This window comes from Variibacter gotjawalensis (assembly GCF_002355335.1).
Classification (GTDB): domain Bacteria; phylum Pseudomonadota; class Alphaproteobacteria; order Rhizobiales; family Xanthobacteraceae; genus Variibacter; species Variibacter gotjawalensis.
Genome location: NZ_AP014946.1, coordinates 4219737 through 4245629, shown reverse-complemented (window position 1 = coordinate 4245629; position 25893 = coordinate 4219737). Strand labels below are relative to the sequence as shown.

At 61.3% G+C, this 25893-nt stretch carries 29 protein-coding genes and 1 other RNA gene; 12 read left to right on the top strand and 18 right to left on the bottom strand.

Features of this window, described 5'->3' with window-relative positions:
• Positions 1 to 42 precede the first annotated feature (42 nt).
• A complete protein-coding gene (locus GJW30_RS20805) occupies positions 43 to 453 on the top strand; it encodes a DUF2177 family protein (protein WP_096358977.1) in 411 nt (136 codons plus the stop codon).
• Here the strand turns inward: GJW30_RS20805 and GJW30_RS20800 are convergent.
• The 4 genes from GJW30_RS20800 to GJW30_RS20785 are packed head-to-tail and all read right to left on the bottom strand — an operon-like array spanning position 450 to position 3422.
• The gene (locus GJW30_RS20800; RefSeq protein WP_096358282.1) at positions 450 to 1469 is read right to left on the bottom strand and encodes an SAM-dependent methyltransferase; all 1020 of its coding nucleotides are present in this window, start codon (positions 1467 to 1469) and stop codon (positions 450 to 452) included. The two genes, GJW30_RS20805 and GJW30_RS20800, sit on opposite strands and share 4 nt — an antisense overlap.
• The gene (locus GJW30_RS20795) at positions 1466 to 2275 is read right to left on the bottom strand and encodes a DUF1295 domain-containing protein (protein ID WP_096358281.1); all 810 of its coding nucleotides are present in this window, start codon (positions 2273 to 2275) and stop codon (positions 1466 to 1468) included. The genes GJW30_RS20800 and GJW30_RS20795 overlap by 4 nt, the downstream gene beginning before the upstream one ends.
• Positions 2272 to 2877, bottom strand: a complete 606-nt coding sequence (locus GJW30_RS20790; protein WP_096358280.1) for a ChrR family anti-sigma-E factor — start codon at positions 2875 to 2877, stop codon at positions 2272 to 2274. Before GJW30_RS20790 ends, GJW30_RS20795 begins: the two co-directional genes overlap by 4 nt.
• Positions 2874 to 3422: a sigma-70 family RNA polymerase sigma factor gene (locus GJW30_RS20785; protein WP_245408583.1), complete on the bottom strand. Its 549-nt coding sequence runs from the start codon at positions 3420 to 3422 to the stop codon at positions 2874 to 2876. The genes GJW30_RS20790 and GJW30_RS20785 overlap by 4 nt, the downstream gene beginning before the upstream one ends.
• 228 nt (positions 3423 to 3650) lie before the next feature.
• Here GJW30_RS20785 and GJW30_RS20780 point away from each other — a divergent pair, with 228 nt between their 5' ends.
• The 3 genes from GJW30_RS20780 (at position 3651) to GJW30_RS20770 (ending at position 6327) form a co-directional block, all read left to right on the top strand.
• Entirely contained in the window at positions 3651 to 4982 is a 1332-nt protein-coding gene (locus tag GJW30_RS20780; protein ID WP_096358278.1) for an NAD(P)/FAD-dependent oxidoreductase, read from the top strand.
• Positions 4979 to 5701 (top strand): DUF1365 domain-containing protein, encoded by a 723-nt coding sequence (locus GJW30_RS20775; protein WP_096358277.1) that lies wholly within the window; start codon positions 4979 to 4981, stop codon positions 5699 to 5701. Before GJW30_RS20780 ends, GJW30_RS20775 begins: the two co-directional genes overlap by 4 nt.
• Before the next feature lie 74 nt (positions 5702 to 5775).
• Positions 5776 to 6327, top strand: coding sequence for a carboxymuconolactone decarboxylase family protein (locus tag GJW30_RS20770; protein WP_096358276.1), 552 nt, complete (start codon positions 5776 to 5778; stop codon positions 6325 to 6327).
• Between the two features lie 32 nt (positions 6328 to 6359).
• Here GJW30_RS20770 and GJW30_RS20765 read toward each other — a convergent pair whose 3' ends face one another.
• From GJW30_RS20765 to GJW30_RS20730, 8 genes are all read right to left on the bottom strand, one after another.
• The gene (locus tag GJW30_RS20765) at positions 6360 to 6569 is read right to left on the bottom strand and encodes a hypothetical protein (RefSeq protein ID WP_130364617.1); all 210 of its coding nucleotides are present in this window, start codon (positions 6567 to 6569) and stop codon (positions 6360 to 6362) included.
• Positions 6570 to 7139: 570 nt separating this feature from the next.
• Positions 7140 to 7373 carry a hypothetical protein gene (locus GJW30_RS20760; RefSeq protein WP_130364615.1) on the bottom strand — a complete coding sequence of 78 codons (234 nt, stop codon included), beginning with the start codon at positions 7371 to 7373 and terminating at the stop codon, positions 7140 to 7142.
• An 8-nt stretch (positions 7374 to 7381) separates the two neighbouring features.
• Complete coding sequence (locus GJW30_RS20755; RefSeq protein WP_096358273.1) at positions 7382 to 8518, bottom strand: PepSY-associated TM helix domain-containing protein; 1137 nt, start codon at positions 8516 to 8518, stop codon at positions 7382 to 7384.
• Between the two features lie 160 nt (positions 8519 to 8678).
• Positions 8679 to 11057, bottom strand: coding sequence for a TonB-dependent siderophore receptor (locus GJW30_RS20750; protein WP_096358272.1), 2379 nt, complete (start codon positions 11055 to 11057; stop codon positions 8679 to 8681).
• Between the two features lie 240 nt (positions 11058 to 11297).
• Entirely contained in the window at positions 11298 to 12050 is a 753-nt protein-coding gene (locus tag GJW30_RS20745; protein WP_096358271.1) for a 2-keto-4-pentenoate hydratase, read from the bottom strand.
• Positions 12051 to 12058: 8 nt separating this feature from the next.
• Positions 12059 to 12877: an enoyl-ACP reductase FabI gene (gene fabI / locus GJW30_RS20740; RefSeq protein WP_096358270.1), complete on the bottom strand. Its 819-nt coding sequence runs from the start codon at positions 12875 to 12877 to the stop codon at positions 12059 to 12061.
• Between the two features lie 167 nt (positions 12878 to 13044).
• A complete protein-coding gene (gene modA / locus GJW30_RS20735) occupies positions 13045 to 13818 on the bottom strand; it encodes a molybdate ABC transporter substrate-binding protein (protein ID WP_096358269.1) in 774 nt (257 codons plus the stop codon).
• A 54-nt stretch (positions 13819 to 13872) separates the two neighbouring features.
• Positions 13873 to 14718: a Bug family tripartite tricarboxylate transporter substrate binding protein gene (locus GJW30_RS20730; RefSeq protein WP_157746809.1), complete on the bottom strand. Its 846-nt coding sequence runs from the start codon at positions 14716 to 14718 to the stop codon at positions 13873 to 13875.
• Between the two features lie 290 nt (positions 14719 to 15008).
• On the opposite strand from GJW30_RS20730, the gene GJW30_RS20725 reads away from it, so the two are divergent.
• The gene (locus tag GJW30_RS20725; RefSeq protein ID WP_096358267.1) at positions 15009 to 15950 is read left to right on the top strand and encodes a helix-turn-helix transcriptional regulator; all 942 of its coding nucleotides are present in this window, start codon (positions 15009 to 15011) and stop codon (positions 15948 to 15950) included.
• 72 nt (positions 15951 to 16022) lie between these two features.
• Here the strand turns inward: GJW30_RS20725 and GJW30_RS20720 are convergent, their stop codons facing one another.
• Complete coding sequence (locus GJW30_RS20720) at positions 16023 to 17009, bottom strand: DnaJ C-terminal domain-containing protein (protein ID WP_096358266.1); 987 nt, start codon at positions 17007 to 17009, stop codon at positions 16023 to 16025.
• Positions 17010 to 17131: 122 nt separating this feature from the next.
• Positions 17132 to 17593: an RT0821/Lpp0805 family surface protein gene (locus GJW30_RS20715; RefSeq protein ID WP_096358265.1), complete on the bottom strand. Its 462-nt coding sequence runs from the start codon at positions 17591 to 17593 to the stop codon at positions 17132 to 17134.
• A 48-nt stretch (positions 17594 to 17641) separates the two neighbouring features.
• Between GJW30_RS20715 and pdxH the strand changes: the two genes are divergently transcribed.
• Both pdxH and GJW30_RS20705 read left to right on the top strand, forming a co-directional pair.
• Positions 17642 to 18289 carry a pyridoxamine 5'-phosphate oxidase gene (gene pdxH / locus GJW30_RS20710; protein WP_096358264.1) on the top strand — a complete coding sequence of 216 codons (648 nt, stop codon included), beginning with the start codon at positions 17642 to 17644 and terminating at the stop codon, positions 18287 to 18289.
• Positions 18290 to 18341: 52 nt separating this feature from the next.
• Complete coding sequence (locus GJW30_RS20705; protein WP_096358263.1) at positions 18342 to 19094, top strand: SDR family NAD(P)-dependent oxidoreductase; 753 nt, start codon at positions 18342 to 18344, stop codon at positions 19092 to 19094.
• Positions 19095 to 19412: 318 nt separating this feature from the next.
• On the opposite strand, the gene GJW30_RS20700 is transcribed toward GJW30_RS20705, so the two are convergent.
• Positions 19413 to 19991, bottom strand: a complete 579-nt coding sequence (locus GJW30_RS20700) for a TetR/AcrR family transcriptional regulator (RefSeq protein ID WP_096358262.1) — start codon at positions 19989 to 19991, stop codon at positions 19413 to 19415.
• Between the two features lie 72 nt (positions 19992 to 20063).
• Here GJW30_RS20700 and GJW30_RS20695 point away from each other — a divergent pair, with 72 nt between their 5' ends.
• Entirely contained in the window at positions 20064 to 20561 is a 498-nt protein-coding gene (locus GJW30_RS20695) for an ester cyclase (protein ID WP_197703747.1), read from the top strand.
• Between the two features lie 6 nt (positions 20562 to 20567).
• Here GJW30_RS20695 and GJW30_RS20690 read toward each other — a convergent pair whose 3' ends face one another.
• A complete protein-coding gene (locus tag GJW30_RS20690) occupies positions 20568 to 21539 on the bottom strand; it encodes a zinc-binding dehydrogenase (protein WP_096358261.1) in 972 nt (323 codons plus the stop codon).
• Between the two features lie 249 nt (positions 21540 to 21788).
• Here GJW30_RS20690 and ffs point away from each other — a divergent pair.
• The 4 genes from ffs to GJW30_RS20670 all read left to right on the top strand — a co-directional run bounded on the left by ffs (position 21789) and on the right by GJW30_RS20670 (position 24681).
• An RNA gene (ffs, locus tag GJW30_RS20685) (signal recognition particle sRNA small type) lies at positions 21789 to 21885 on the top strand.
• A gap of 74 nt (positions 21886 to 21959) precedes the next feature.
• Positions 21960 to 22505 carry a sugar O-acetyltransferase gene (locus GJW30_RS20680; protein WP_096358975.1) on the top strand — a complete coding sequence of 182 codons (546 nt, stop codon included), beginning with the start codon at positions 21960 to 21962 and terminating at the stop codon, positions 22503 to 22505.
• A 64-nt stretch (positions 22506 to 22569) separates the two neighbouring features.
• Positions 22570 to 24357 carry a DNA polymerase III subunit gamma/tau gene (locus GJW30_RS20675; protein ID WP_245408582.1) on the top strand — a complete coding sequence of 596 codons (1788 nt, stop codon included), beginning with the start codon at positions 22570 to 22572 and terminating at the stop codon, positions 24355 to 24357.
• 9 nt (positions 24358 to 24366) lie between these two features.
• A complete protein-coding gene (locus GJW30_RS20670) occupies positions 24367 to 24681 on the top strand; it encodes a YbaB/EbfC family nucleoid-associated protein (RefSeq protein WP_096358259.1) in 315 nt (104 codons plus the stop codon).
• A 16-nt stretch (positions 24682 to 24697) separates the two neighbouring features.
• On the opposite strand, the gene GJW30_RS20665 is transcribed toward GJW30_RS20670, so the two are convergent.
• Positions 24698 to 24997, bottom strand: a complete 300-nt coding sequence (locus GJW30_RS20665; RefSeq protein ID WP_096358974.1) for a winged helix-turn-helix domain-containing protein — start codon at positions 24995 to 24997, stop codon at positions 24698 to 24700.
• The gene (locus GJW30_RS20660) at positions 24994 to 25542 is read right to left on the bottom strand and encodes a hypothetical protein (protein ID WP_096358258.1); all 549 of its coding nucleotides are present in this window, start codon (positions 25540 to 25542) and stop codon (positions 24994 to 24996) included. Before GJW30_RS20660 ends, GJW30_RS20665 begins: the two co-directional genes overlap by 4 nt.
• Between the last annotated feature and the right edge of the window lie 351 nt (positions 25543 to 25893).

Below are 25893 nucleotides of genomic sequence, written 5' to 3'. Positions count from 1 at the left end.
CCAATCGCCGGGCTCGGTCGTATTGGTTGGCAGGAGGCGCGCATGACGTATCTCGCTGCTTACATCACGGCTTTTTTGGTCTTCGGTATCGTCGATCTTTTATGGCTCAGTCTGCTCGGTGCCGCGCTTTATCGGCCGATCATTGGAGAATTGCTGGCTCCATCGGTGCGCATCGCGCCGGCTGTCGTGTTCTATCTCGCCTATCCGATCGGGCTGGTCGTGTTCGCCGTGCTGCCCGCGCTGCGTGAGGATTCGGTCGTTAGCGCCGTCCGGCTCGGTTTCCTGTTCGGCGCGCTTGCTTACGCCACATACGACCTCACCAATCACGCAACGATGCGCGTGTGGTCCACGCAGATCACGGTTATCGATATAGCTTATGGCGCGTTTGCATCCGCAGTTGCTTCGGCGCTGGCCTATTACGCCGTGACGCTTCTGGTGGCTCGCCAGGCCTAAGCAGGCTTGAGCCGGTAGTGGCTCACACCCCAAACGTCGCCGCCGGCGTGGCCGAAGAGTTCGCTGGTGGCGAGGAAGAAAAGCCGCCAGCGCCGTTCCCACAATGAGGCTTCGGCGCCGTATGTGTCGCGGAGGATTGGCCGGATCGCGCCGATATTCGCATCAAACGCGGCGAGCCAGTGATCCGCTGTCCGCGCGTAGTCGAGGCCGCTCCAGCGCCACGACTGTTCGATGGTGAACAGGCTCGAGAATTCGGCGAGAAGGTTCTCGCTTGGCATGATCCCGCTGGTGAAGAAATGCTGCGCGATCCAATCGGCCGCGTTGTCCGGGTCAAAACGGTACGACGCGAACGTGTGCGTGAAGATGTGCAAGAAAAGTCTGCCGTCTGGATCGAGCGCGTCGCGAAGCCTTTCGAGCAACGGCCACCAGTTCGTCATGTGCTCGAACATCTCGACCGAAACGATGCGGTCGTACTGTCCCGGCGGCTCGAACGCGTTCATGTCCGCCGTGATGACGTCGAGGTTCTTCAAGCCTCGCGCAGCGGCTTGCTCGACAATGTAGCCGCGCTGCGAATGCGAATTGGATACGGCCGTGATCCGGGCATTCGGGAACGCGTTGGCTATCCAAAGCGAGAGTGAGCCCCAGCCGCAGCCGAGCTCCAGGATCCTCTGTCCGTCGCGAAAGTCGGCATGCGTTGCCGTCTCGGCGAGCGCGCGCGCTTCCGCTTGGGCGAGCGTATCGCCGCCCTCGAAACGGCAGCATGAATATTTGCGATAGGGGCCGAGAACGTGCGCGAAGAATTCGGCCGGGATTTCGTAGTGCTGCGCGTTTGCCTTGTCGCTCGATTCGGCGATCGGGAAAGCGCGCATCGCTTCGGCGAATACGGCATCGTTCGGGCCTTGTGCGTCGAGATTGCGACGCGTTCGCGCGACAAGACTGCGGATGACGGCGCGGCTGATCGTGTCAGGCCAAGCGATGCCTTCGCCCACGCGGATCGAGCGCGCGAGTAGGCTCATGGCTTTGCCGCGCGTGGTGGGCCGAGGAAGAACGCGTTTGTGCGATGCTGATACGCGCGATAATCCGCGCGCTTTGCCATGTGTTCTTCAAGTGGGGGAATGCCGGAGACGTAAACGAGAAGCCAGTACATGCAGGCGGGCCCGGCGATGGCCAGCCAGCCAAGCGGGTAAGCTCCCGTCAGGTCGATGGCGAAGAGCGCGTAGCCGACCCAGCCAAGCCATTCGAAGAAGTAGTTGGGATGCCGCGAGTAACGCCACAGCCCGGCATCGCAAACCTTGCTTTTGTTGACCGGATCGCTGCGGAAGCGGCGGAGCTGGCGATCCGCGAGTGCTTCGCCGGCAATCGCGGCTAGCAACACCAGTACGGCAATAACGTCTTGTATCCGCAATAGCCCCGGGATGTTCCGCGCGGCTAGAAGCATCGTCGATGCGAGGGGAATGCTGACCAGCATTTGCTTCTGCAGCAGGATGAACATCTGCGTCTTCGCGTTGTCGCCCCATTCGGCGGCGAGTTTCGCGTAACGTGGATCGTCGGTGATGCCGCGGCTGCGTTGCGCGATGTGCAGGCCGAGGCGGGCGGACCAAATTGCGATCAGCGCGGCAACGACGAGTTGCCGGTTCGTCAACGCCGCGCCGGCCGGGAACAGTGCCGCGACGAAGCCGACAGTGCCGAGCCCGAAGGTCCAGATCGTATCGATCCAGCCGGAGTTGCGCGTGCGTAGCCAGGCAAGCCACGCGCCGGTCATGACGAGCGACATCGCCGCGCTGACGGCGACGAGACCGATGAGGTAGGACGACAGCGTCATATTCGGATCAGCGGCTGCAGCAGACGCTGCCAGCCCTTGAGTTGGATCGTTCCCCGCATAGCGACGAGGCAGATGCAGTCCTCGCCGGGTTCAACGATCGGCGTGTGGTGCGTTTCTTCGTCGGCTTCGTCAAAATCGCCGGGGCCGTAGACTCCGCCGGCGTGCCGGAACGCGCCCTGCAGGATGCAAGTCCACTCGAAACCCTCATGCGTGTGGTGCGGCAACTGCGTGTTCGGGGCGACGCGCAGCATGAAGCTCCGCGTCTCGCCCGCGTCGGTGGTCGGAACCTCGCGCCAGTAAACGCCGGGGCCGCGCCAAAGCCAGCGGCCGAGTTTGTAATCTGACAACGTCAGCGGTTTGTCTGAGGCCGGCGGTGCGTTGTCGAGTTTGGCCAACGTAGCCTCGATTGCGCCAGGCGCCATCGCGGCGGGCGCTTCATCATCGAGCAGCAAGCCGCCGACAACCTCGCACGCTCGCTGCAAGTCATGACACGTCGCGCAAAGATGGAGGTGAGTCGCGACGACAAGGCGGCGGCCTTCGTCGATCGTGCCAGCCGCATAAGCGGCGATAATTTCGGGGCTCGGGTGATGAGTAATCGTCATCGCAGATCGTCCAATGCGGCTCGCAGCCGCGTCAGTGCCAACCGCAGCCGCGATTTGACGGTACCGAGCGGAATGCCGAGGTGGGTCGAGATGTCTCCGTGTGCGCGGCCTTCGAAGAACGACAGTTGAACGACCTGCATTTGGTCGGCTGAAAGGTCGCGCAAGACGGCGCGGACGCGCGCTTCCTGCTCCAGCCCATTCACGATCTCGTCCGGCGCAGCTTCACTCTCGGGCTCGGGCCAATCGGAGTTGAGAGCATCCGCTCGACGTGCCGCGCGAACGCCGTCGATACGCAGATTGCGTGCGATCGTGAATATCCAGGTGCCGGCCGATGCGCGCGCAGGGTCGAACTGGGCGGCCTTCTGCCAGACGGCGATCATTGCATCTTGGGCAATGTCCTCGGCAATTTCGCCGGAAGCGCCTGTCCGCATCGCCATGGCTTTGAGGCGCGGCGCATAAAATGCAAACAGCCGCGCAAACGCATCCCGATCGCGACGCGTGGCAATCGCCACAATCAACTCGCCGAAGTCGGTATGGGTCTCCACCGGTGTGCGGATCCTGGCTGGTGAGCGAACACGCGCCCAGCGCGTCGCGCGGCGGACGAGGGGCGCTAGGCGAAATTCCTGCCGGTTCAACGTTACGGAGGCGTTCATCGCCTTTCAATACGCAGAAGCCGGCCCTTTGGATCACGTGATCCAAAGATGGACGCCAAGCGTATCAGATGTTGTTGCAGAGGCCACGTTAGGTCTGTGCCATGAGACGGACGTTGTGACATGCATGGAGGCGCCCTGAAAATTGCCGTCGTCGGCAGCGGAATTTCGGGCTTATCGGCAGCATGGCTGCTCAACCAGCGCCACGACGTCGTGCTCTACGAGCAAGACGGGCGGCTCGGAGGGCACTCGAACACCGTTTTGTTCGGGCAGGGCGACGATGCTGTCGCGGTCGATACCGGCTTCATTGTCTACAACGAGGCGACCTATCCGAACCTGACCGCGCTATTCCGCCATATCGGCGTCGAGACGCAGCCGTCCGACATGTCGTTCGCGGTCTCGATCGCCGGCGGCGATCTCGAATATTCCGGAGCCAACCTTGCGGGACTGTTCGCGCAGAAACGCAATCTGTTCCGGCCGCGCTTCTGGTCGATGCTGCACGACCTGCAGCGCTTCTATCGTGAGGCACCGGCGCAGGTGACCGCGCTCGATCAGATGCAGACGACGCTCAGCGATTTTCTCGCCGCCGGCCGTTATGGGGCGGCGTTTCGCGATGACCATTTGCTGCCGATGGCGGGAGCGATTTGGTCTGCGTCGCCGCAGGCGATCCTGAACTATCCAGCCGCATCGTTTCTCCGCTTCCAGGACAATCACGGACTTCTGCGCTGGCGCAACCGGCCGCAGTGGCGGACCGTGTCGGGTGGCAGCCGGCGCTACGTGGACGTGCTGGCGCGCGGCCTTCCGACGCGACGCGGTGCGCGGGCGGTGAGTGTCGGCGACGATGGGAATGTCGAGATCATCGATGCGCAAGGACAGCGCGATCGCTTCGATCACGTCGTCATCGCCACGCATGCGGATCAGGCCGTGCGGTTGCTCGCCGAGCCGACGGCAACGGAGCGCTCGCTGCTCGGTGCGTTCAAATACGCGCGCAACAGTGTCCACCTCCACGACGATCCGAGTCTGATGCCGCGCAGACGTGGCGTTTGGTCAAGCTGGAATTACCTCGGCGACGATCGCATGGGCGTCGAGCAAGGGCCGACCGTGACCTATTGGATGAACCTGCTGCAAGGGATTCGCTCGGAGCGTCCGCTGTTCGTTACGCTCAATCCCGCTCGGACACCGCGTGAGACATTCTACGCCGTCGAATACGATCACCCGCTGTTCGACGATCGTGCCATGTCGGTGCAGCGCCAGCTTTGGTCACTCCAGGGCAAGCGAAATATCTGGTTCTGCGGGTCTTATTTTGGCTCGGGGTTTCACGAGGATGGCTTGCAGGCGGGACTTGCCGTCGCGGAAGCAATCGGCGGCGTGATGCGGCCGTGGCAACTCGAGAATCCATCGAGCCGGATTGTTGTCGGAGAGCGGCCGAGTGTTTCGCTGGGAGTTTCGGCGTGACCGAGAACGCCTGCCTCTATGTCGGTGAGGTGTCGCATGTGCGGTTGCGGCCGAAACTGCATCGCCTGCGGTATCGCGTGTTCTGGATGCTGCTCGATCTCGACCGCCTTGACGATATCTCGCGCGGCCTCCGCCTATTCTCGCACAACGCGCCGAATGTCTTCAGCATTCGCGACCGAGATTTCGGTGATGGGGGCGCGACGAGCCTCCGCGCACAAGCCGATGCCACGTTGCGTGACTCCGGCTTGCCAGAAGCCACTCGCGTGCAGCTGTTCACGATGCCGCGGGTTTTTGGTTACGGCTTTAACCCGTTGAGTTTGTATTTCTGTTCTGACGACGCCGGCGATCTCTTCGCGATCATTTACGAGGTCCACAATACGTTCGGTGAGCGGCACCGTTATGCGCTGCCATGGCGTGAAGGACGGACCGAAGAGACCGCGAAAGCGTTTTATGTCTCGCCGTTTCTTCACAACAATATGCGCTATCGCTTCGACGCTTCCGAACCCGGCGAACGCATCACTCTCAAGATCGAAGGCGGCGATAGCGAAGGGCCGTTGATTGTCGCTCGACTACACGGCGAGCGCCGCAAGTTGACCGACACCTCGTTGCTGCGCTTGCTGGTGAGCATTCCGCTTCTCACCTTAAAGGTGATTGCCGCCATCCACTGGCAGGCCGCCAAAATGTGGCTCAAAGGGTTCCGGACGCCGGCGACTAGTTAGCCTGGTATTTGTGCTTCGGGCCGATTTGCGTGATCATTCGCCAAAGCGCCTAGACGAAGCTCAGGAGAAGCGCCGTGGCTCGTGTGTCGACGAAAACGCGTCAAGATTTGCCGGCCGATTTACATCCGCTCTGGGATAAGATGACGACGTACGGTCCGTTCGAGGATCAGGCCGGCGTCATGGCGCAGCGTCCGCCGATTTTCCGGCATACCTGGGCTTTACTGACCGAGCTTGCGGATGAGGCGACAATTCCAAAGCGATATCTCGAACTTTGCCTCGTAACCGTTTCGCTGATCAATCGCTGCACATATTGCGTTTCGCACCACACCCCGAAGTTGGCGATACAGGGCGTGTCGGAGGAGGGTGCCGAGCGCCTGCTCGACTACGCAGACCATCCGGAGTTGGACGCCGTCGACAGGCTCGTCGTCGAATATGCGATTACGGTCACGAACAACTGGAATCGGACGCGCGACGCGATCTTCGATCGCCTGCGCGAGCATTTCAGCGAGGCGCAGATCGTTGAACTCACGTGGCGCATCGCGCTTTGCGGCGCGTTCAATCGCTTCAGCGATGTGCTGCAGATCGGCGTCGACGACGGTGCAATCGAGCGCGACGCCGCCGAGTGACGGCGGGAGCGCGGCTTTCGAAGATCGCGATGCTATGCGGCCGACGCGAAATCCAATAGTGTCAGATTGATGCGCGCTTGCGCGAGCGAGCGAGCGGCTTCAAGGTCCTCGACGAGGATCGGCGCCGACGTTGAGTCGATGAAAGGGGTCGCAAGCGAGGCTGCGAAGATCGTCGCCTTCCACAGGCGGCCGCTGGTGACGAAATCGATGTTGTAGCCGCGGTAAGGTTCGGAAAGGCGCATTGTCTTCGTCCAAGTTCGATTGTTCTGCCCCGCGGCGACGTCCGCGATTTCAGTCAAATTAGACGAGATTCTTGTACAAACCGCTTCGCTCCTACCCCGGGATTTTGGACGAGGTTCAAGCGGCCGTTAACTTTGTGCGGCCGAGGAATACTCCCCGACCGCTTCCTACGGTGCAAACTTAGCCGCGAAGGCCGCAAGTTTTCTTGCCGCCGAAGCGTGGCGCGTCTTGCCAACAACCCGTCGACCGGCATTCCGAAAGCTTTCCGGCGCAGATATCGGAAACGCATGCCGGGTTCGGGTTGCCGCGGCATCGTTCTACGCACAACTTGTATTGAGTCGAACAGCTCGCGCCCGCTGCTGCAAGTTGCTGAGCACTGGCCGCGACTGTCGTGAGAGTGAGAAGGGCAAAGGCAGTGAAAATGCGAATGTACGTCATTATAGGATGTCCCAATACATCGATGGATCGCCGCTCTATTAGCGGCTGTTTTCAATACCGTTAGGGGCGTGAGACTATCGTTAGTTCTTCGCAACCTTGATGACGGAACGCGCTTTTTGCGCAAGGCTTTTAGATCAACGCGCTTTCGCAACGCGATGCGAGATCCAATACCAAAAGATGACGGCGATCGGGATGCCGAGCGTGATCCACGAAATCCAGTCCCAATGATCGTCGCCGACAAGCGCCGTCGTGAGGCCGACCGCCGATAGTATCGCCATCACGATTGGAACTGCGAAGGTGCTCCACGTGCTGTGCGGCTTGCGGATAACGCGTGCACGTTCTTTCACGGACGTAACATGCATGTTCATCGTGTCGCTCATTCGGCCGGCGCAAGCGCGGGCGCCGGCTGCGCGACTTTGCTGCTGCGTCGCCGCTTGAACCAAAGGTAGATGCCGGTGATCAGCACGATGATTGTCAGCACATCGAGGATCGCCCAAATGATCTTGAGCGGCATGCCGCCGTAGTCACCGAAGTGCAGCGGCTGCGAGACGAGCAGCGTCTTGACGTACCAGGGCAGTTCGCGCGTATCGGAGAATTTTCCGTCGGCGGCGTTCACCAGAACCGGCGTCACGAGGCGCGACGTGAGGGGCGTATTACCCTTCATGAATACGATGTAGTGCGACTTCGACGAGAAGGTCGTTCCCGGATAAGCGACGAACGACGGCGTCTTATCGGGCAGACGTTCGGTCGCGATCTTCACAGCCTCGTTGATCGACGTAAGCTGCGCCGGGATCGGCGCGTCTTTGTATTGCGCGGTGATCTCGGCGAGCTGGCCGAACTGCCAAATCTTGATGACGAGATCGGCCCAGGTGTTGATGACGCCTGTGCCGCCGACGACGAGCGCCCACACGATGGTGACGACGCCGAGCAGGTTATGTAGATCGAGCCAGCGGATGAAGCGCGAGCGGCCGTAGCGTACGGTGCCGAAGTCGAGCTTCCGCATCGATGGACCGTAGATGACGATGCCGGAGATCACCGCGATGACGAACAGCAAGCCCATGAAGCCGAGGAAGAGTTTGCCGGGCAGCCCGGCGAACAAGTCCACGTGCAGCTTGAACATGATGTAAGTGAAGGTGCCGCGGAATTTCACTTCCTCGAGCAACTTGCCGGTCTGCGCGTCGGCGCGCAGGAAGCGATTGTTGGTCGGATCGCTGTCCGGCTTTTCGCCGATCGAAAGGCCGATGACGTTCGGTTCGTGGCGATCCCAAATCAAAAACTGAACGACCTGACTCGGGAATCCTTCCATGCTGTTTTTCACCAGCACGTCGAGATTAGCGCGCGGCGTATCGGCCGGAAGATTCGCGGGTTCGACCTCTTCCTGAAGGATGTGATCGATCTCGTGATGGAAGATCAGCGGCAGGCCGGTGATGCAGAGCAGCAGCAGGAAGACCATGCTGATAAGGCTCGTCCACTTGTGGACCCAAGACCAACGGCGGATGGTTTTTGTCTGCATTTTTTTGTCCCTGGCCCACTAGCTTAGAAGCGATCTAAACTATTGATCCGTCCGTGAATTTTGACATCGCTCGATCGGCATTTTGTGTCAACCGGCGAAAAGAAAACGCGGCAGCGAGGTCTTCCCGCAGCCGCGTTTTTCGTTGTCTCAATGGCGCGGCTCAGTACTTTGTGATGAGCGGCGCTTGTGCCTCGCCCCAACGATACGACAGCGTTGCGTAGACGGTGCGCGGCTGACCGTAGGCGCAGTACTGAACGCCCGTGAAGCAGTTGTTGATGTAGACTTTGTCACCCACGTTGAAAGCATTCACGCGCAGGTGGAAGCCTTTCCATTCCGGCCGCAGATGTTTGAAGTCGTAGGTGAGTGCGGCGTCGAACAACGTGTAGCTCGGAATGCGGATCAGGTTCGCATCGTCGCCCCAGAGTGCGCCCGTGTAACGCACGCCGCCGCCGATGCCGAGACCCGCGAACGGGCCGTTTTTCGCCGTGTAGAAGGCCCAAAGGAACGCCGCGTCGCGGTTTACACCCGAGACGTCCTTGCCGACGAGCGTCGGATCGATGTGCTCTTCGACGATCGGCTTCTGATGCGAAGCGCCTGCGATGAGGTCGAGCCCATCCATCAACTCAGCGCGGAAGTCAGCTTCGACGCCCTTCACGCGGATGCCGCCGACTTGGAAGGGAATAAAGAGCGGCGTGTTCACGACGACGTTCTTCTGCTTGATGTCGAAGTATGCCGCGGTGAATAGCATCTTCGTGCCGGGCGGTGCGTATTTTATGCCCGCTTCGAAGCCTTCGCCGGTTGTCGGCTTGAAGGGTTCGCCGGTTGCCGACACCAGCGAGAGGCCGGCGACAGGTTCGAACGATGTCGAGTAGCTGACATACGGCGCGAAGCCGCTATCGAACACGTAGTTCAACCCGACGCGCCCGGTGAAGCGCGAGTCGTCCTGGTTGACGAGACCACCGGTTAGGTTGTTCGCAACTTCAGACGAGGCTTTGTCGTGACGACCTGTGAGAGTCAGATTGAAGCGATCGAACTTGATCTGATCCTGAATGTAGAAGCCAAGCTGATCCTTGTTCGTCGTGTAGTTGAAGAACGGGATCATCGTTGCTTTGGTCGGAAGCGGCGTCGCGCCGTAGACCGGATTGTAGACGTCGATGGGGAAGCCCGCGAACGTGCCGCGATAATCCGTCGTGATCTCGGTCTTCTGATAGTCGATGCCGAACAACATGCGGTGACGCAGGAAGCCGGTCTGGAAATCAGCCTGCAGCTGATTGTCGATTGCGAAGTTCTTCGAGCTGCCGCCGACGTAGTTCGCATCGCGTGTCGTGATGCGCTGTGCCGGATCGTAAGCGTCGAAGGCGCAAAGCGGATTGCCCGGAAGCGGGCATAGGCCGTTGCGGTTACGCATCGAGAACGTCTCGATGTCGGCCTGTCCGGCACGCACGTTTTGGCGGAATTCGAACATCTCGTTGAAGCGATGCTTCAACTCGTAGCCGATGAAGGCTTGATCGAAGGCGACGCGGTCGAAGCCGGGTTCGCCCGTGTAGGTGCTGCGCGAAATGCGGCCGTTCGGGTTGGAGTAGAGCGTGCCGAAGCCGGGCAGATACTGGTGGATCTGGCCGTCGAGCCGGTCGCGCTGCGCGCTGGCGAGCACCGTGAAGCTCGTGTCGATGTTCGGCTGCCACGTGAAGCTTGGTGCGATGTAGTACCGGTTTTCGTGATTGCCGTTGATGAAAGTATCGCTGTCGCGACCAAGGCCGACGATGCGATAGAGGAACTGGCGGTCCTTATCGATCGGGCCGGAGATGTCGAACGCGCCTTGGATGCGGCCGTAGCTGCCGGTTTGAAATTCGAGTTCGCCGCGCTGCTCGGTGGTCGGGCGCTTGCTCACCATGTTGAGGATGCCGCCCGGCGATGCCTGGCCATAAATGCCGGATGCCGGACCCTTGAGGATCTCAATGCGCTCGAGGCCGTAAGGCTCGGTGCGCGGCTGCGCGAATTGAATCGTCGAGTCGTAGGGAAGGCGAAGGCCGTCGAGATAGCGCGGCGCGACGAAGCCTCGCACTTTCACTTCTGTATCGAACACCGAGCCGGCACCGTAGAGATCGCCCTGCGCGCCGGACACATAGCGGATCGATTGCGCTATCGTCTGCGCGCCTTGCTGCACGATTTGCTCGCGCGGCACGACGGCGACGGACTGTGGCGTCTCGAGAATTGGGGTGTCGGTTTTCGAGCCGGTCGCGCTCTGGCGCGCAACGATGCCGTTGACCGGGCCGTTGGCGCGTTCGCCGGCGACCGTCGGGCCGACCGGCGCTGCCGGGCGTGCGACCGGGCGCGGTGCCGGAGCGCGGCGTGCGACGCGGCGCACGGGTTGCGGACGGGCAGCGCGCTGGCGGGGCGCTTGTACGCTGACGGTCGGTAATTGTTGTTGGGCCGCAACGTCTTCGACAAAAAAAGCTGGAAGGACGAGCGCGGTGGTGAAAAGGAAAATCGCGCGCGGCATGAGCGCCGAGCGGTGTGTTTTTGATTTTATCTGCATGTCTGAGCCCCTTAGTCCCGCTGCGACTTGTGACAGCGAGAATTTGGACGCTCAACCGAAATTGAGGGTGACTCAAAGTATTCACCGCGATTTCGACAGTAACGATGCGGCAAAGCCACCGATTAGAGAGGGTCTAATCGAGATTTGCAGATTAGAATGGTGGGAAGATATCGCTTAAGTTGCTGCGAGTTGTGGAGTCTGCCGACCAAAATAGAGTAATTCAAATCTTGCAGGTAAAAACTACGCGGGGAATTCTACTGCGACTCTGCCGATGTTGTCGAATTCAGCGGTGATTTTTGCGCCGGGCTCGATGAAAATCATGCCCGTGTAGGAGCCGGTCGTGATGAAGTCGCCGGCTTTTAGGCCGCCGCGTTCGCGCGCGACATGATCGACGCACCACTCGACAAGCCAGCGCGGATCGCCCGCCGGATTGCCACCGCGGGCTTCGACAGCGATTTTGTCGTTGATGGTGAGGCGGACTTCGGCGTCGGCATACGAGCCGCCCGAAAGCGATTTCCCGCTGGGAGAGAAGACAAAACCGCCGTTGGCTTGGTTGTCGGCCAGGATCCACAAGCGGTCGGCGTTCTTCCAATCGGCAACGCGTGTGTCGACGACCTCGATCGCGGCGTGAACGCTGGCGACAGAATTCCAGACTTCGTCCGGTGTCATCGGCGTGTGGCGCGAGGGCACATCGCGGCCAAGACGGAACGCCAATTCGCCCTCGACTCCGATCATGTGCAGTTCATTGGCCGGCCAATGACACGGTGATTGGCGCACGATTGGCCGGAACAACGGCGATGTGTTCGGTGTCTCGCTGGTCGACTTCGCGCCGACCTTCCAGCCGGCGGCAGGACCGCACGCGGCGGCGACGATTTTCTGCACCGCATAGGCTTCGGCGGTATTCGCCGGAGCAGGAGCGGGGAGTGCAACCTGACGGAAGTCGCGGCGCGCGGCGATGAGCAGGTCGGCGGCGCGCTGCGCGTCGAAGGTCATCGTCGCTGCTATTCTTTGACGGTCGCGATATCCGGCGCGTCCGGATGTTTCATGCCGACGATGTGGTAACCGGAGTCGACGTGATGCACTTCGCCGGTGACGCCGCGGCTCATCGGCGAGAGATAGTAGACGGCGGCATCGCCGACTTCCTCGATAGTCGTGGCGCGGCGGAGCGGCGAGTTAAGTTCGTTCCATTTGATGATGTAGCGCAGGCCCGAGATGCCCGAAGCGGCCAGCGTCTTGATCGGGCCGGCCGAGATCGAATTAACGCGGATGTTCTTCCCGCCGAGGTCGGCCGCGAGGTAGCGCACAGATGCTTCGAGCGCTGCCTTCGCAACGCCCATGACGTTGTAGTGCGGCATCCACTTCTCGGAGCCGTAGTAAGTCAGCGTCAGCAACGAGCCGCCGTTCGGCATGATCTTCTCGGCGCGCTGCGCGACCGACGTGAAGGAGAAGCAGGAGATGTTCAGCGTCTTGTTGAAGTTCTCGGCGGTCGTATCGACGTAACGGCCGTCAAGTTCGTCCTTGTCCGAGAAGGCGATGGCGTGGACGACGAAGTCGATGCTGCCCCAATGCTTTTCGACGGCCGCAAAGACCGCGTCGAGGCTGGCCGCGTCGGTGACGTCGCAGTGGCCGGCGAGGAAGCCGCCGAGCTCGTTGCACAGCGGCTCCACGCGCTTTTTCAGCGCATCGCCCTGGTACGTGAAGGCGAGTTCGGCGCCGTGGGTGCGGCAAGCCTTGGCGATACCCCATGCGATCGACCGATTATTGGCCAACCCCATGATCAAGCCGCGTTTTCCACTCAGCAATCCAGCGGCTTCAGCCATCTTAAACCCTCACCCTAAAATACAGGATTCGGGTATGGCACAGGGCGTCGCGCGCTTTCAAGCCAAGGTCCGGTCACGGAAGGTAACCGCCTGTTACAACACACAGACTAACGCGCAGGACGCGATTGATGTTCGGCATGGTCTACGGAGCGCGACACCTCAGGGCGCTACCGACCCAGGGGCAGCTCCATCCCCTTCGCTTTGATGACTGTGATGGCCTCCGGGGTCGCAAGATACTTGATGAAGGTCTTAGCAGCGTCAGGTTCCTTGGCGGCCGCGCTGACGCCTGCCGTGTTTACGAGCCAGTTCTCCAACTCTCCCGGCAAGACGCCGACAATCTGCACGCCCTTGGTGGACAGAAGTGTGGGGATGCCGGCAATTGCGAGATCGACTTCGCCGGCGGCTAGGGCCGGCGCAACACGCGCGAGAGGATTGGGCTTGGTCTTGGTCTTCAACTGTTCGCCGATGCCAAGGCGATCGAACGCTTGAGACAGATGCCTGCCGTATAACGCGTCCGGCGCGTAGGTGAATGATCCCACGCTGAGCAGCGTTTTTTCGAAGGCATCGACCGAACTGATGTCGGGCTTCGGCGTACCCTCTCGAACAGCCACGCCGATAGCGGCCCGGACGATGTCCGCACGCGTATCGCCAGCAATCTTGCCTTGCTTGATAAGTTCATCCACTTCGGAGGCATCGATGATGACAAGGTCGAACGCTTCACCGGCCTCGATCTGCTTTCTGAAGGTTGTGCCCGCTCCATACTCGATGACGATCTTGTGCCCGGTGGCGCGCTCGAATTGAGGCACAAGTTCCCCGAAGGCACCCCTCATCGCGGCGCCGGCCATGACTTTGACTTCGGCAGCGGTTGCAACGACGCCTTGCGCCGCCAAGACGGCGATCAATCCGAATTTTGCGGCTGCGGCGCGTAGAGCTATTCGCATTTGTGTCCTCCCCAAAAGCTGTCCAAGACCAGTGCCGAGCGAACGCCACCAAACTCAGTCCACGGTGACGCCGCTCCCTTTGATCGGTACGGTCCATTTCGCGATATCGTCGTTGAGAAAACGTGCGAGATAATTCGGGCTGCGCCGCTCCGGAGCGACGACCGCTACACCGTGTCCATGCAGCCGATCGCGGAACGAGGGCGTATCGAGCGCGGCGGTTGCCGCGAGGTGGAGCTTCTGCACGATTGATGAAGGAGAATCTTTCGGGAGGAACAGCCCGTACCAATTGGTGGTGTCGAGATTCGTAAGACCCTGTTCGTCCGCAGTTGGGAGATCGGGGAGCATCGGAGAACGCGTCGGCGAAAGGATCGCGATCGGCTTGACGGCGCCGGCTTGCACCTGCGGCAGCGCTGTCTGGATAAGGTCGCAGTAATAGTCGATGCGACCGCCAATTAAGTCCTGCATCGCCGGCCCGTTGCCGCGGTACGGCACATGCGTGGCGTCCACTCCGATGGCAAGATTGAGCATCAGACAACCGAGGTGCGTCGAGGAGCCTGCACCCGAAGAGCCGAAGCTTGCGGTCTTGCTCGCCCTCACATGCCGGATGAAATCCTGCAGACCTGTGCCCGGCAGGTCCTTGCGCGCCATCAGCACCAGAGATTGCTCTGTCAGCAATGCTACCGGCGTGAAGTCGGTGATCGCGTTGAAGGGCGGCTTCTTAAAAAGGATCTGGTTGAAGACCAGATTGCCGCTGCCGCCAAAGAGGATCTGATAGCCGTCGGGTGGCGCGTTCGCGACTCTGTTAGCGCCGGTCATGCCGCCTGCGCCCGGGACGTTATCGACGATAATCTGGCGGCCGAGGCTTAGGCTCATTTGCTGCGCGAACAGGCGCGCGATCACATCGGTTGCCCCTCCGGCCCCGTACGGCACGACCAGCGTTATCGGCCGCGCGGGCCAATCCTCGGCTCGCGCGAGCCCGCATGTGATGAGGATGGCGACCATCACGATCTGCATCCTGAAGCGGCGCATTCGACATCTCCTTGGGGCTCAATGCTATTATGATGGCATCCATCGGGCTTGGACTGGGCGGGAACGGGACCTGGACTGGACGGCACTGCGCACCATAGTTACGCTTCGCGACCTGCTCCGCTAGAGATCGGCAACGGGAGAGCGGGACGAGGCAACACGATATGGCCAGACCTGCCGTGAATGCCCTACGTGTAAAAGCACGCGGCGATGCCGTGCGAACCCTGCAAGACCAAGGCTTGACCTGGGTGACGTTCGATCCGATCCCGGATCTTGTCTGCGATATCGATTTCGGCATTCGCCAGTTGCCTGATTTTGGCTTGCTATCCGGAACCGTACAGGGTGTGCGACACGTGCACGCGCATCGCGACAGCGGCGATGGAAACAACGATTTCAGCTTTCATCTGAACGTCAGCGGACTCAGCATGGTGGCGGGTCGCCGCGGGGAGACGACCCTGCGCGATGGAGATGCGATGCTGCTGAGCTATTCGGCTGGGCGAACGATCAGCAGACCAGCTCTTGTCGACCATCGAGTTATCCGACTTCCCCGTGCGTCGCTGGCTCCGCTGGTGCAGGACGTCGACGATTTTGTTCTGCGCCGAATTCCGCGCGGCACGGACATGTTGAATCTATTGAAAGGTTACGCGGACGCCGTGTTCGATGATCCGGCAATCGCGGCGCCGCAGACGCGCCAACTGATTATCGCCCAGCTTTGCGATCTCGTTGCTGTGACAATCGGCGCAACTCGAGATGCGACCGCCGTCGCCGAGGGGCGCGGCATACGGGCGGCGCGGCTGCGCGCCATCAAAGGCGATATCGAGGCACATCTCGCCGACGGTGATCTAACCGCGGTCGTGGTCGCCAAACGCCAGAAAATTTCCGACAGCTACGTCCGAAAACTGTTCGACAGCGAAGGTACTTCGTTTTCGGACTTTGTGCTGACCCGTCGGCTTGTGCGTGCAAACCGCATGCTGACCGATCAAAGGTGGAGCGACCGCACCATTGCTTCAATTGCATTCGAGTGCGGCTTTGGTGACCTGTCCTATTTCAACCGCACGTTCAAACGTTTGTACGGCGCACCACCCTCAGACATTCGTGGCCACTGAGGCCGTAGCGTAGTTTCGGCTTGCATCACGCAGGCTGTGGCTCCGGCGAAATCACGAGCTCGCCACAAGCTTTTACTCGCCGCGCGGGTCGTAGGGCTTCTCGTCGCGCCACTTCTGCATCAGCGCTTCAAGCTCCGGATCGGGCGTCGCCGGAAGCATGATGCGGACGGTGGCGAACAAGTCGCCGGCACCGCTTTTCGCCGGGAAGCCTTTGCCCTTGAGGCGGAAGGTGCGGCCTGCATTCGTATTGGCGGGAATCGCGAGTTCGACCGCACCGCCGAGCGTTGGAACGCGGACTTTACCGCCGAGCACGGCTTCGTAGAGCGTGAGCGGAACATCAACGCGGAGATTGTCGCCGTCGAGCTTGAACTCGCGGTGCGGCGCGACATGCACCTTCACGTGCGCGTCGCCGGTCGGTCCGCCGCCGTGGCCGAGGAAGCCCTGGCCCTTGAGGCGGATCTGTTGTCCGTCGCGGATGCCGGCCGGAACCTTGACGTCCATCTCCTTGCCGGTCGCGAGCGCGATACGTTTGGTAACGCCGCTTGCGGCCTCTTCCAGCGTGACGGTCACATCGGCCGTTGCGTCCTGGCCGACGGTCGGACGGACGAAATCTTCGCCGCCGCCGAACGGATTGCCGCGCGCGCCACGAGCGCCGCGCGGCGCCTGGCCGCCGAACATGCCGGAGAGAATGTCTTCGAAGCCCGAGAAGCCGCCTTGCTGCCCGCCACCGGGGCCGCCGGTGCGGAACGTGAAGGTCTCGAAACCCTCAGGGGATTGGCCGCGCGAATAGCCGCCGGGCCCGCCGCCGCCAAAGCCTTCGAAGCCTTGGAACTTGGGCTTGCCTTCAGCGTCGATCTCGCCGCCGTCGAATTGCTTGCGTTTCGCTGGGTCGCCGACGATCTCATAGGCCTGGTTCGCCTCGTTGAATTTCGAGGCGGACTTCGGATCGTTTTTGTTCGCGTCCGGGTGGTGCTTCTTGGCGAGCTTGCGGAACGCCTTCTTGATGTCCTCAGGGCTCGCCGAAGGCGACACCCCCAAGACCTCATAGGGGTTGCGCATTATAGGGATACTCCAATCAACGAAAGGGCCAGGCCCATGAAGGCACCCGGCTCAGTCTCTACGTCAATGTGGGGGCGTTGTCGCGGTCTCGCAACGGCCGTAGCGCGGTAGCGCTGCGGTTTTTACGTGCGGCGGAGCGGCTTGAAATTGCGGACTTCCCAGCGGCGGCCGGTCTTGCAGGCATCGCCTTGGAACCAAGTCTGTGCTTCGCCTTGAACGTAGCTCGCCAGGAAATCGCGGCATTCGGTGCCGTTGTCCGCATAGGCGGCAGCCATCGGAGTGACGGTACCGGTCGCACCGGTCGCCGGGTTTTCCCAGGTCTGGCTAGCATCCTTGGCATTGCGGGCGAGGAGGTCGGTCGCAGCCTGTTTGGCGCGAACGAGGTCGCTGTCGGCCGGTTTCGGGGTCGTATGGCCGATGGGCTGGGCGACCGAGCCGGTGGCCTCCGCCTTGGCTTCCTTGTCATACAGTCCCATCTGGTAGCTGCAGCCGCCGAGCGAGAGGCCGAGCAGGGCCGCCGCTAAGGCTTTACCCGCGAGCTTCGTTTTACGCTGGACGATGAGGCCGCTATAGGACTGATGCATCGGCGATTTGCGGCGTTAGCCGCGCCCTGAGACGAATGGCATTTAGCGATGAATGACAGCAAAACGTTAATCTCCGGTAAGAACTCGGCGTTGACGGACGGCGATTTTACGCAGGCCGACGAGCCGATGGCGTTGTGGGAGACTTGGTTCGCCGAAGCGAAAAAGTCCGAGCCGGCGGACCCGAATGCCATGGCGGTCGCGACCGTCGATGCAGACGGGCTACCGAACTTGCGGATGGTGCTGCTGAAGGGCGTCGATGCACGCGGCTTCGTCTTCTACACGAATACCGAAAGCCAGAAGGGACGTGAGCTTGGCGCGCATCCGAAGGCCGCGCTGCTGTTCCATTGGAAGTCGCTGACCCGGCAGGTGCGCATTCGCGGCGCGGTTGAACGCGTGTCGGATGAAGAGGCTGACGCCTACTTTGCAACGCGTCCAAAGTTGTCGCAGATCGGCGCCTGGGCGAGCCAGCAATCGCGGCCGCTCGAGACGCGCATGGCGTTCGAAAAGGCGATCGCGGTCACGACGGCGAAATACGCCGTGAGTAGCGTGCCGCGTCCGGCTTACTGGACGGGCTTTCGCGTGGTGCCGACCGTGATGGAATTCTGGCACGATCGCGCGTTTCGCTTGCACGACCGTATCGAGTTTCGCCGTGCCGACATCGGCGCCGCATGGGCGAAGCAGCGGCTTTATCCTTGAGAGATGATCTATCTCCTTGCGGAGACACCGCAGAAAGTTATCTAACGCCAGCATGCAAAGCCCTCAGAACCAACCGCGCCGCACGCTCCTCCTGACGGGCGCGAGCCGAGGCATCGGCCATGCGACCGTGAAACGCTTTTCGGCGGCCGGCTGGCGCGTCATCACGTGCTCGCGTCATGGCTTCCCGGAGAACTGTCCGTGGGAAGCCGGGCCGGAAGATCACATTCAGGTCGATCTCTCGAATCCGCAGAACACGCTTGAAGCGATCGAGGAGATCAAACGCCGGCTGAGCGACGGCGAACTGCATGCGCTGGTGAACAACGCGGCGATCTCGCCGAAGGCGGATGGTGGGAAACGTCTGTCGTCGATCGAGACGACATTCGAGACTTGGGTACATGTGTTTCAGGTGAACTTCTTCGCCTCGATCATGCTGGCGCGCGGTTTGATCGATCAGCTGCAGAAAGCCAAGGGCTCGGTTGTCAACGTCACGTCGATCGCGGGATCGCGCGTGCATCCTTTCGCCGGCACGGCTTACGCAACATCGAAAGCGGCGCTCGCGTCGCTGACGCGCGAGATGGCGATGGATTTCGGCCGCGTCGGTGTGCGCGTCAACGCGATCGCGCCGGGCGAAATCGATACGTCCATTCTATCGCCGGGGACGGAGAAGATCGTCGAGGAGCAAATCCCGATGCACCGCCTCGGCACGCCGGACGAAGTTGCGAAGATCATCTACGTGCTGTGCACGGAGACCGGCTCGTATGTGAACGGCGCCGAGATCCACATCAACGGCGGCCAGCACGTTTAATTTTTTGTGTGTTGTTCGTCATTGCGAGGAGTGACGCGGGCGCGCAAAGCGCGCTGTGCGTTCACGACGAAGCAATCCAGTTCTTACTTCGAAATTGAACGCAGCTAAAAGCTGGATGGCCGCGTCGCGGCGGCGCTTCGCGCAGAGCCGCTCCTCGCAATGACGAGTAATACAGATCCCTGAAAACAAAAAAGGCCGGGCTCTGCCCGACCTTCCACGCCGTTTTTTCGTCGATGCCATTACATCCGTGGACATAACGTGAAGCGAATGACACTTCAGCGGCGCGATGGGTCACAGTAAGCCGAAACTGTTACGAGATCATGACGGCGCGGATATTGCGCGCAATAGGATGAGGGCGGCCTCTTCAGCGCGACGCATCGGTTCGAGGTCGCGGTGCGTACGAGCCAGCATCAACGCACCTTCGATTTGATTGAGCACCATCGTGGCAAGCGCAGCCGACGCCGCAACGTCGTAGCGCGCGAGGCCATCGTCGATTTCCTTCTCCCAACTTTTAAAAGCCGCACGGGCGGCAGCGCCGAGACTTTCAGATTCGGCCGCTGTTTCCAGCGCCACGGTGGCGAGAGGACATCCTTCGGTAAATCCCGACGCCTCCAGGTTGGCACCCATGGTGCGAACGATGCGCGTGAGGAATCCGGCAGCGTCCCTCGAATTGGCAGCGGCGTCTGCGATCATTGCGCGGACGGCTCCGCCGGCAAGGGTCGCGGCTTCGGTTCCGATTTCCTCCTTGCCATTGGGAAAGTGAAAATAGAGGGACCCGCGTGGTGCGCCGCTCGCATCCAAAATATCATTGAGGGCAGTCCCATGATATCCGCGCCGGCTGAACAACTTGATCGCCGTCATCACGGTTTTAGATTTCGAATCGGTTTTCCGCGCCATCGACCCAATCTACCGCTTGTAAATATGTATGACGACCGTCATAGTAATTGCAATCACGAGGGAGAGGTTCAGATGGCGATGTTCAAATTTACTCTGGTGTGCGGCGCTCTCGCTGCGCTGTTCTTAGGACAGGCTTCGGCCCAGGGCCTTACCGAGGCACAAGCGCGTGCTGCCATCGCGCCCTGGTACAGCCTGTTCAATGTTGCGACGCGCCCAGACGTGAAGGCGACGCAAGAGCAGGTGCTGTCGGCCGACTACGAGTCCTGTGCCGGATATCTGCCGGGCGAATGCTGGGGCCGCGATACGTCGATCAAGGTCGTGTCGAATTTTTCGAACACGATCCCGGACATGAAGTTCGATATCAAAGAAGTGCTGGTCGCGGGCGATCGCGTCATCGTACGCGGCGAAGTCACCGGCACGCCGGCCGGTGATCTTTTCGGTGTGCCGCATACGGGCAAGAGCTTTCGCATGATGGCGATCGACATCCAAACCGTGAAAGACGGCAAGATCGTCAAAACCTATCACATGGAAAATTGGCTTAGCGCTATCGGCCAACTCCGCGCGAAGTAAGCGCGCTCAAACCTCGAGAATGATTTTGCCGAGGTGCTGGTTGGCTTTCATATGCGCCAGCGCTTCGGCGGCTTTGTCGAGTGGGAAGGTGCGGTCGATCGGTAGGTTGATCTTGCCGTCTTCGACGTGCTGCCAAAGATCGGCGCGCATGCGGCGATTGATCTCGCGCACCTCTTCGACCGAACGCGTGCGGAACGTCACGCCGATATAATCGATGCGGCGCAGCGCGTGGAGGTCGAAGTCGAACTCGCCCTTGAAGCCGCCGAGCCGGCCGACATTGACGATGCGGCCGAGGATCTTCGTCGCCTTCATGTTGTCGTTGGCAACGTAGCCGGAGATTTGATCGACGATAAGGTCGACACCTTTGCCGTCGGTGGCCTTGAGCACTTGATTGGCCCATGTCGGATCGCGCGAGTCGACGGCGAGATCGGCTCCGAATTCGGTGAGCTTCTTGCGTCGCTCAGCAGTTGTCGACGTGCCGACGACGAATTTCGCGCCCATTACTTTCGCGATCTGCATTGCGGCAAGACCGACGCCCGACGATGCGCCTTGGATCAACACGCTCTCGCCGGCTTGCAGGCGGCCGGCCGTGACGACCGCGTTGTGCATTGTCTGCAGCGCGACCGGCAGCGTCGCGGCCTGCGTGAAGTTCATGTTGTTGGCCGGGATGCGATGCACGCGGCCCATATCGGCGACGGCATATTCGGCATAAGAGGCGGCGCAGGAGCAAAGCACGCGATCGCCGACCTTGATGCCGGTTACGCCGCTGCCGACTTCGGCAACTTCGCCGGCGCATTCGAGGCCGAGGATGGTGCCGGCGCCGCCGGCGTGACCGTGGAAATGTCCGGCCGCGATCATAAGGTCGGCGCGGTTGAGACCGGCGGCGCGCACGCGAATGAGGACTTGCTCGGGACCCGGCTTCGGTGCCGGTACGTCACGCACCTCGACGCCTTTATCGCCCACGACTGCGGCCTTCATGGATGTCCTCCGGTCATCTTCTTTTTCGGCACCAGGCTTCACCCGATGCGGGACCGTTTGTCCAACAAAAAAGGCCGGGCAAAACCCGGCCTTTCCCTCGTCGCTATCATTATTCGTACCAGTACATCCGTGGTTACGGACTAAGCGCCGATTTCGTCGTTAGAAGCCATATGGTGTCGCTATGGTTGTTCCGCAAGGGGCAGGTTGTGTCTCTTGCCATCGAGCGCGAAAACCACGATATACGGCGCGGGAGGTTGGCAGTGGACAGATCACTCGCCAACCGGGTCAGATCCGGAAGGAAGCAGCCCTAACGAGGACCGGTTTGGGTCGCTCGTCAGCCTCCCACTCGAAAAGCGGCCCAGAGGCTCCTCGGGCCGCTTTTGTCGTTTTGGAGGACGCGTGAAGAGCGAAAAAGAGAAAATGCTCGCCGGAGAGTTATACCGCCCGGGCGATACCGAGATCCAAGCCGACCAAGCGGCCGCGAAGGCGTGGATGGTCCGCTACAACGCGGCGCTCGACGCGCCGCCGGCCGAGCGGCGGGCTTTGCTGGCGGAGCGGCTCGCCTCTGTCGGCGAAGGGGCCGTGATCCGGCCGCCGTTTCATTGCGACTTTGGCTATAACATCTCGGTCGGGAAGGGCGTTTTCCTCAATTTCAACTGCGTGATCCTCGATATCTGCGCGGTCAGCATCGGCGACGACACGCAAATCGGGCCGGCGGTGCAGATTTACGCGGCGGATCATCCGCGCGATGCGGCGGAGCGCAAAAGCGGCGTCGAGTTCGGCAGGCCCGTCACAATCGGCCGCAATTGCTGGATCGGCGGAGGCGCAATTATTCTGCCGGGCGTGACGATCGGCGACGATGCGCTGGTCGGGGCGGGCAGCGTGGTGACACGCGATGTTCCGGCCGGTGCTACGGTCGTGGGCAATCCGGCGCAGGTGGTTTCAAACGGCGCGCGCAGCCTCTAAGTTTGGCCTTATGAGCGACGGCGAGAATAGTCTGGGTTTCGACCTTCAGGGCGGCAGCGGCGAAATGAGCACGCCGGCCGGGTCCTACCGCGTGCTCGCCCGCAAATACCGCCCATCGACGTTCGACGATCTTATCGGCCAAGAGGCGATGGTGCGCACGCTTGCCAATGCGTTCGACACCGGGCGCATCCCGCAGGCGTGGATCCTCACCGGCGTTCGCGGTGTCGGCAAGACGACGACGGCGCGCATCCTCGCGCGCGCCCTGAATTACGACGCGGACGGGATCGACAAGCCGTCGATCCACATGCCGAAGCTCGGCACGCATTGTCAGGCGATCATGGAGAGCCGGCACGTCGACGTGATCGAAATGGATGCGGCCTCGCACAACGGCGTCGACGACATCCGCCAGATCAACGACGCGGTGCGCTATGCGCCGGCGTCGGCACGCTACAAAGTCTACATCCTCGACGAGGTGCATATGGTGACGGCGCAGGGCTTCAACGCTCTGCTGAAAACGCTCGAAGAGCCGCCGCCGCATGTGAAGTTCGTTTTCGCGACGACCGAGATCCGCAAGGTGCCGATCACGGTGCTGTCGCGCTGCCAGCGGTTCGATCTGCGCCGTGTGGAAGCCGGCACGCTGGTCGATCATCTCGGCAACATTTGCACGAAAGAAAAGGTCGAAGCGGAAACCGACGCGCTGCAGTTGATCGCCCGCGCGGCGGAAGGTTCGGTGCGTGACAGCCTCTCGCTGATGGATCAGGCGATCGCGCATGCGGCCGGGCCCGTTCGCGCCGAAGACGTGCGGCAGATGCTCGGGCTTGCCGACCGCACGCGCGTCATCGATCTCTTCGCGGCGCTGATGCGCGGCGACATCGCGGCCGCGCTCAGCGAGTTGCGCGATCAATACGACTCCGGCGCCGATCCTGCGGTGGCGCTGACGGACCTTGCCGAATTCACGCATTTCGTGACGCGCATCAAGGTGGTGCCGAGCGTCGCGGACGATCGATCGATCGCGGAAGTCGAACGCTCGCGCGGCGCGGAGTTCGCGGCGTCGCTGTCGATGCGCGTGCTGTCGATGACATGGCAGATGCTGCTGAAGGGCATCGCGGAGGTTCGCGAATCGTCGAAGCCGATCCAGGCCGCCGAGATGGTGCTGGTGCGCATCGGTTATGCCTCCGGTCTGCCGTCGCCCGAGGATTTGCTTAACGGCGGCAGCGTCGGCGCACCTTCGGCGCCTGCGGGTGGCGGCGGCGCCGCACCGTCCGGTGGTGGTGGCGGTCAGCGTCCGCGCGCCATGTCGAATGCGCAGCCGCGTGCGATCCATGCGGTCGAATCGTCTCCGGCTATCGCTGCGCCGCGTGCCTCCGCGCAGACGGCGCCGGTGCGTGCGCTGGCGCGTTTCGAGGATGTCATCGCGCTCGCGACCGAGCAGCGCGACATTCTGATGCGCACGGCGCTCGAACGCGACGTGCGGCTCGTGCGCTTCGAAGACGGGCGGCTCGAGATCGCGCTCGAACCCGGCGCGTCGAAGGCGATCGTCAACGATCTCGCACAGAAGCTGAAGAATTGGACCGGTCGGCCGTGGATGATCGTGCTGTCGTCCGAGCAGGGCGAAGCGTCATTGCGCGCGAAGGAAGATGCGCGGCGCGAAGAAGTGAAGACCGGCGTGACCGCCGACCCGCTGGTGCAGGCCGTGCTGTCGCGCTTTCCCGGCGCGCAGATCGTCGGCGTTCAGGTGCGCGGCGAAGCGGTCGAGCAGCCCGCTTTCACGTCGCCGCCGAACGAAGATGGTGATATCGCGCCGTGGGATGACGGCGCGCCGCCTAACGAGGGCGAGAGTTTTGATGACTAGGAGATTTCGATGAACATCATGGACATGATGAAGCAAGCCGCGCAGCTCAAATCCAAGATGGAGGAGATGCAGGCTTCACTCGAGCATATCGAAGTCTCGGGGCTCGCCGGGGGCGGGCTCGTCACGGTGACGCTCAACGGCAAGATGGAGCTCAAGGGCATCAGCGTCGATGCGTCTTTGCTCAAGCCGGAGGAGAAAGAGATCGTCGAAGATCTTATCGTCGCGGCGCATGCGGATGCACGACGCAAGTCGGAAGCCGTGATGGCCGAAAAGACGAAGGAGCTCACCGGCGGCCTGCCGCTGCCGCCGGGGTTTAAGCTGTAACGTTGAAGCTCAGACGCTAAACGCCACCACCCTCAATGATGTCGCGCAGGTAAGTCACGTGCGCTTCGAAGGCGCGGCGCCCGGTGGGCGTCAGGCTTACGCGCGTGCGTGGCCGGTTGGCGAAGAAGTCTTTCTTCACGGCGAGGTAGCCGTGATTTTCCAGCGTTGAAATGTGCGCGCCAAGGTTTCCTTCCGTCGCGCCGACAATGGCTTTGAGGCGAACGAATTCGATCTGCTCGCCTTTGGGCATCGCGTTGAGCGCAGCCATGATCTTGAGACGAACGGGTTGGTGAATGACTTCGTTGAAGGCGTTCATGGCTTGCGCAGCCATAGACCCATGACGATCAACGCGCCGCCGCCGAGCACAGCCATCCACGCCGAGAAATAGCTCTGCATGAGGAAGAAGCCGGCGAGCGTTAATGCCGTCACGAGGAGGCCGGCGACGATGTAGCGCGTGCCGAGCCACAAGCCCATCACGACATAGATCAATCCGACGACGAGACAGATGAACGCGCCGACCTGGTTCGCGTTGTGCGGCTTGATCACCGAGAAGGCGGCGAAGAAGAAAGCCGCAAACGCAAGTGCGATGATTGCGTAACGCCAGTCATAAGGGCCGCTTTCGGCATCGTGCCGCCGGCCGACGATGAATCCAGCCGCAATGCCGAGCGGAGTGACGATGCTCCAGATCAAAGCCGCGCTTGCGGGGAATATCGCCGTCAAGCCGAAACCAACTAGCCAGACGATGCCCCAAACGATGAGATGGGGAGCGCCGCGCGAATAGCCGTAGAGTTTGCTGCTTTTCGCTTCGGTCGCGGAAATCTGGTCGAGAGCTTGAGAAGCTTGGTTGGGGGAAATGTTCATATCAAATACCTCGGTCAATACAGATTACTCTATTCGACAGAGTGATCTGAGTCAAATGCGCTGATCGATGTTTGCTGCGAGGCGTAGATCAAGGAAAGACGTGGATGGCCCGCATGAAGTGGGCCATGACGAAGCGCGGCGGAAGTCGAAAGCCGTGATGGCGGAGAAAACGAAAGAGATCACCGTCGGCTTGCCGCTTTAGGGTTCTTCTCTGCCAGCGCGTCTCTCGTTATTGCGAGGAGCGGCTGCGCGAAGCGCAGAGCCGCGACGCGGCAATCCAGACTTACGCTGAAAGAACTGGATTGCTTCGTCAGCGCTACGCGCTTCCTCGCAACGACGAGGACTTCGTCA

Bases quoted from the DNA above. Each gene is read 5' to 3' on its own strand.
- GJW30_RS20805 (WP_096358977.1), top strand. From the start codon at position 43: ATGACGTATCTCGCTGCTTACATCACGGCTTTTTTGGTCTTCGGTATC.
- GJW30_RS20800 (WP_096358282.1), bottom strand. From the start codon at position 1,469: ATGAGCCTACTCGCGCGCTCGATCCGCGTGGGCGAAGGCATCGCTTGG.
- GJW30_RS20795 (WP_096358281.1), bottom strand. From the start codon at position 2,275: ATGACGCTGTCGTCCTACCTCATCGGTCTCGTCGCCGTCAGCGCGGCG.
- GJW30_RS20790 (WP_096358280.1), bottom strand. From the start codon at position 2,877: ATGACGATTACTCATCACCCGAGCCCCGAAATTATCGCCGCTTATGCG.
- GJW30_RS20780 (WP_096358278.1), top strand. From the start codon at position 3,651: ATGCATGGAGGCGCCCTGAAAATTGCCGTCGTCGGCAGCGGAATTTCG.
- GJW30_RS20765 (WP_130364617.1), bottom strand. From the start codon at position 6,569: ATGCGCCTTTCCGAACCTTACCGCGGCTACAACATCGATTTCGTCACC.
- GJW30_RS20760 (WP_130364615.1), bottom strand. From the start codon at position 7,373: ATGAACATGCATGTTACGTCCGTGAAAGAACGTGCACGCGTTATCCGC.
- GJW30_RS20755 (WP_096358273.1), bottom strand. From the start codon at position 8,518: ATGCAGACAAAAACCATCCGCCGTTGGTCTTGGGTCCACAAGTGGACG.
- GJW30_RS20750 (WP_096358272.1), bottom strand. From the start codon at position 11,057: ATGCAGATAAAATCAAAAACACACCGCTCGGCGCTCATGCCGCGCGCG.
- GJW30_RS20745 (WP_096358271.1), bottom strand. From the start codon at position 12,050: ATGACCTTCGACGCGCAGCGCGCCGCCGACCTGCTCATCGCCGCGCGC.
- fabI (WP_096358270.1), bottom strand. From the start codon at position 12,877: ATGGCTGAAGCCGCTGGATTGCTGAGTGGAAAACGCGGCTTGATCATG.
- modA (WP_096358269.1), bottom strand. From the start codon at position 13,818: ATGCGAATAGCTCTACGCGCCGCAGCCGCAAAATTCGGATTGATCGCC.
- GJW30_RS20725 (WP_096358267.1), top strand. From the start codon at position 15,009: ATGGCCAGACCTGCCGTGAATGCCCTACGTGTAAAAGCACGCGGCGAT.
- GJW30_RS20720 (WP_096358266.1), bottom strand. From the start codon at position 17,009: ATGCGCAACCCCTATGAGGTCTTGGGGGTGTCGCCTTCGGCGAGCCCT.
- GJW30_RS20715 (WP_096358265.1), bottom strand. From the start codon at position 17,593: ATGCATCAGTCCTATAGCGGCCTCATCGTCCAGCGTAAAACGAAGCTC.
- pdxH (WP_096358264.1), top strand. From the start codon at position 17,642: ATGAATGACAGCAAAACGTTAATCTCCGGTAAGAACTCGGCGTTGACG.
- GJW30_RS20705 (WP_096358263.1), top strand. From the start codon at position 18,342: ATGCAAAGCCCTCAGAACCAACCGCGCCGCACGCTCCTCCTGACGGGC.
- GJW30_RS20700 (WP_096358262.1), bottom strand. From the start codon at position 19,991: ATGGCGCGGAAAACCGATTCGAAATCTAAAACCGTGATGACGGCGATC.
- GJW30_RS20695 (WP_197703747.1), top strand. From the start codon at position 20,064: ATGGCGATGTTCAAATTTACTCTGGTGTGCGGCGCTCTCGCTGCGCTG.
- GJW30_RS20690 (WP_096358261.1), bottom strand. From the start codon at position 21,539: ATGAAGGCCGCAGTCGTGGGCGATAAAGGCGTCGAGGTGCGTGACGTA.
- GJW30_RS20680 (WP_096358975.1), top strand. From the start codon at position 21,960: ATGCTCGCCGGAGAGTTATACCGCCCGGGCGATACCGAGATCCAAGCC.
- GJW30_RS20675 (WP_245408582.1), top strand. From the start codon at position 22,570: ATGAGCACGCCGGCCGGGTCCTACCGCGTGCTCGCCCGCAAATACCGC.
- GJW30_RS20670 (WP_096358259.1), top strand. From the start codon at position 24,367: ATGAACATCATGGACATGATGAAGCAAGCCGCGCAGCTCAAATCCAAG.
- GJW30_RS20665 (WP_096358974.1), bottom strand. From the start codon at position 24,997: ATGAACGCCTTCAACGAAGTCATTCACCAACCCGTTCGTCTCAAGATC.
- GJW30_RS20660 (WP_096358258.1), bottom strand. From the start codon at position 25,542: ATGAACATTTCCCCCAACCAAGCTTCTCAAGCTCTCGACCAGATTTCC.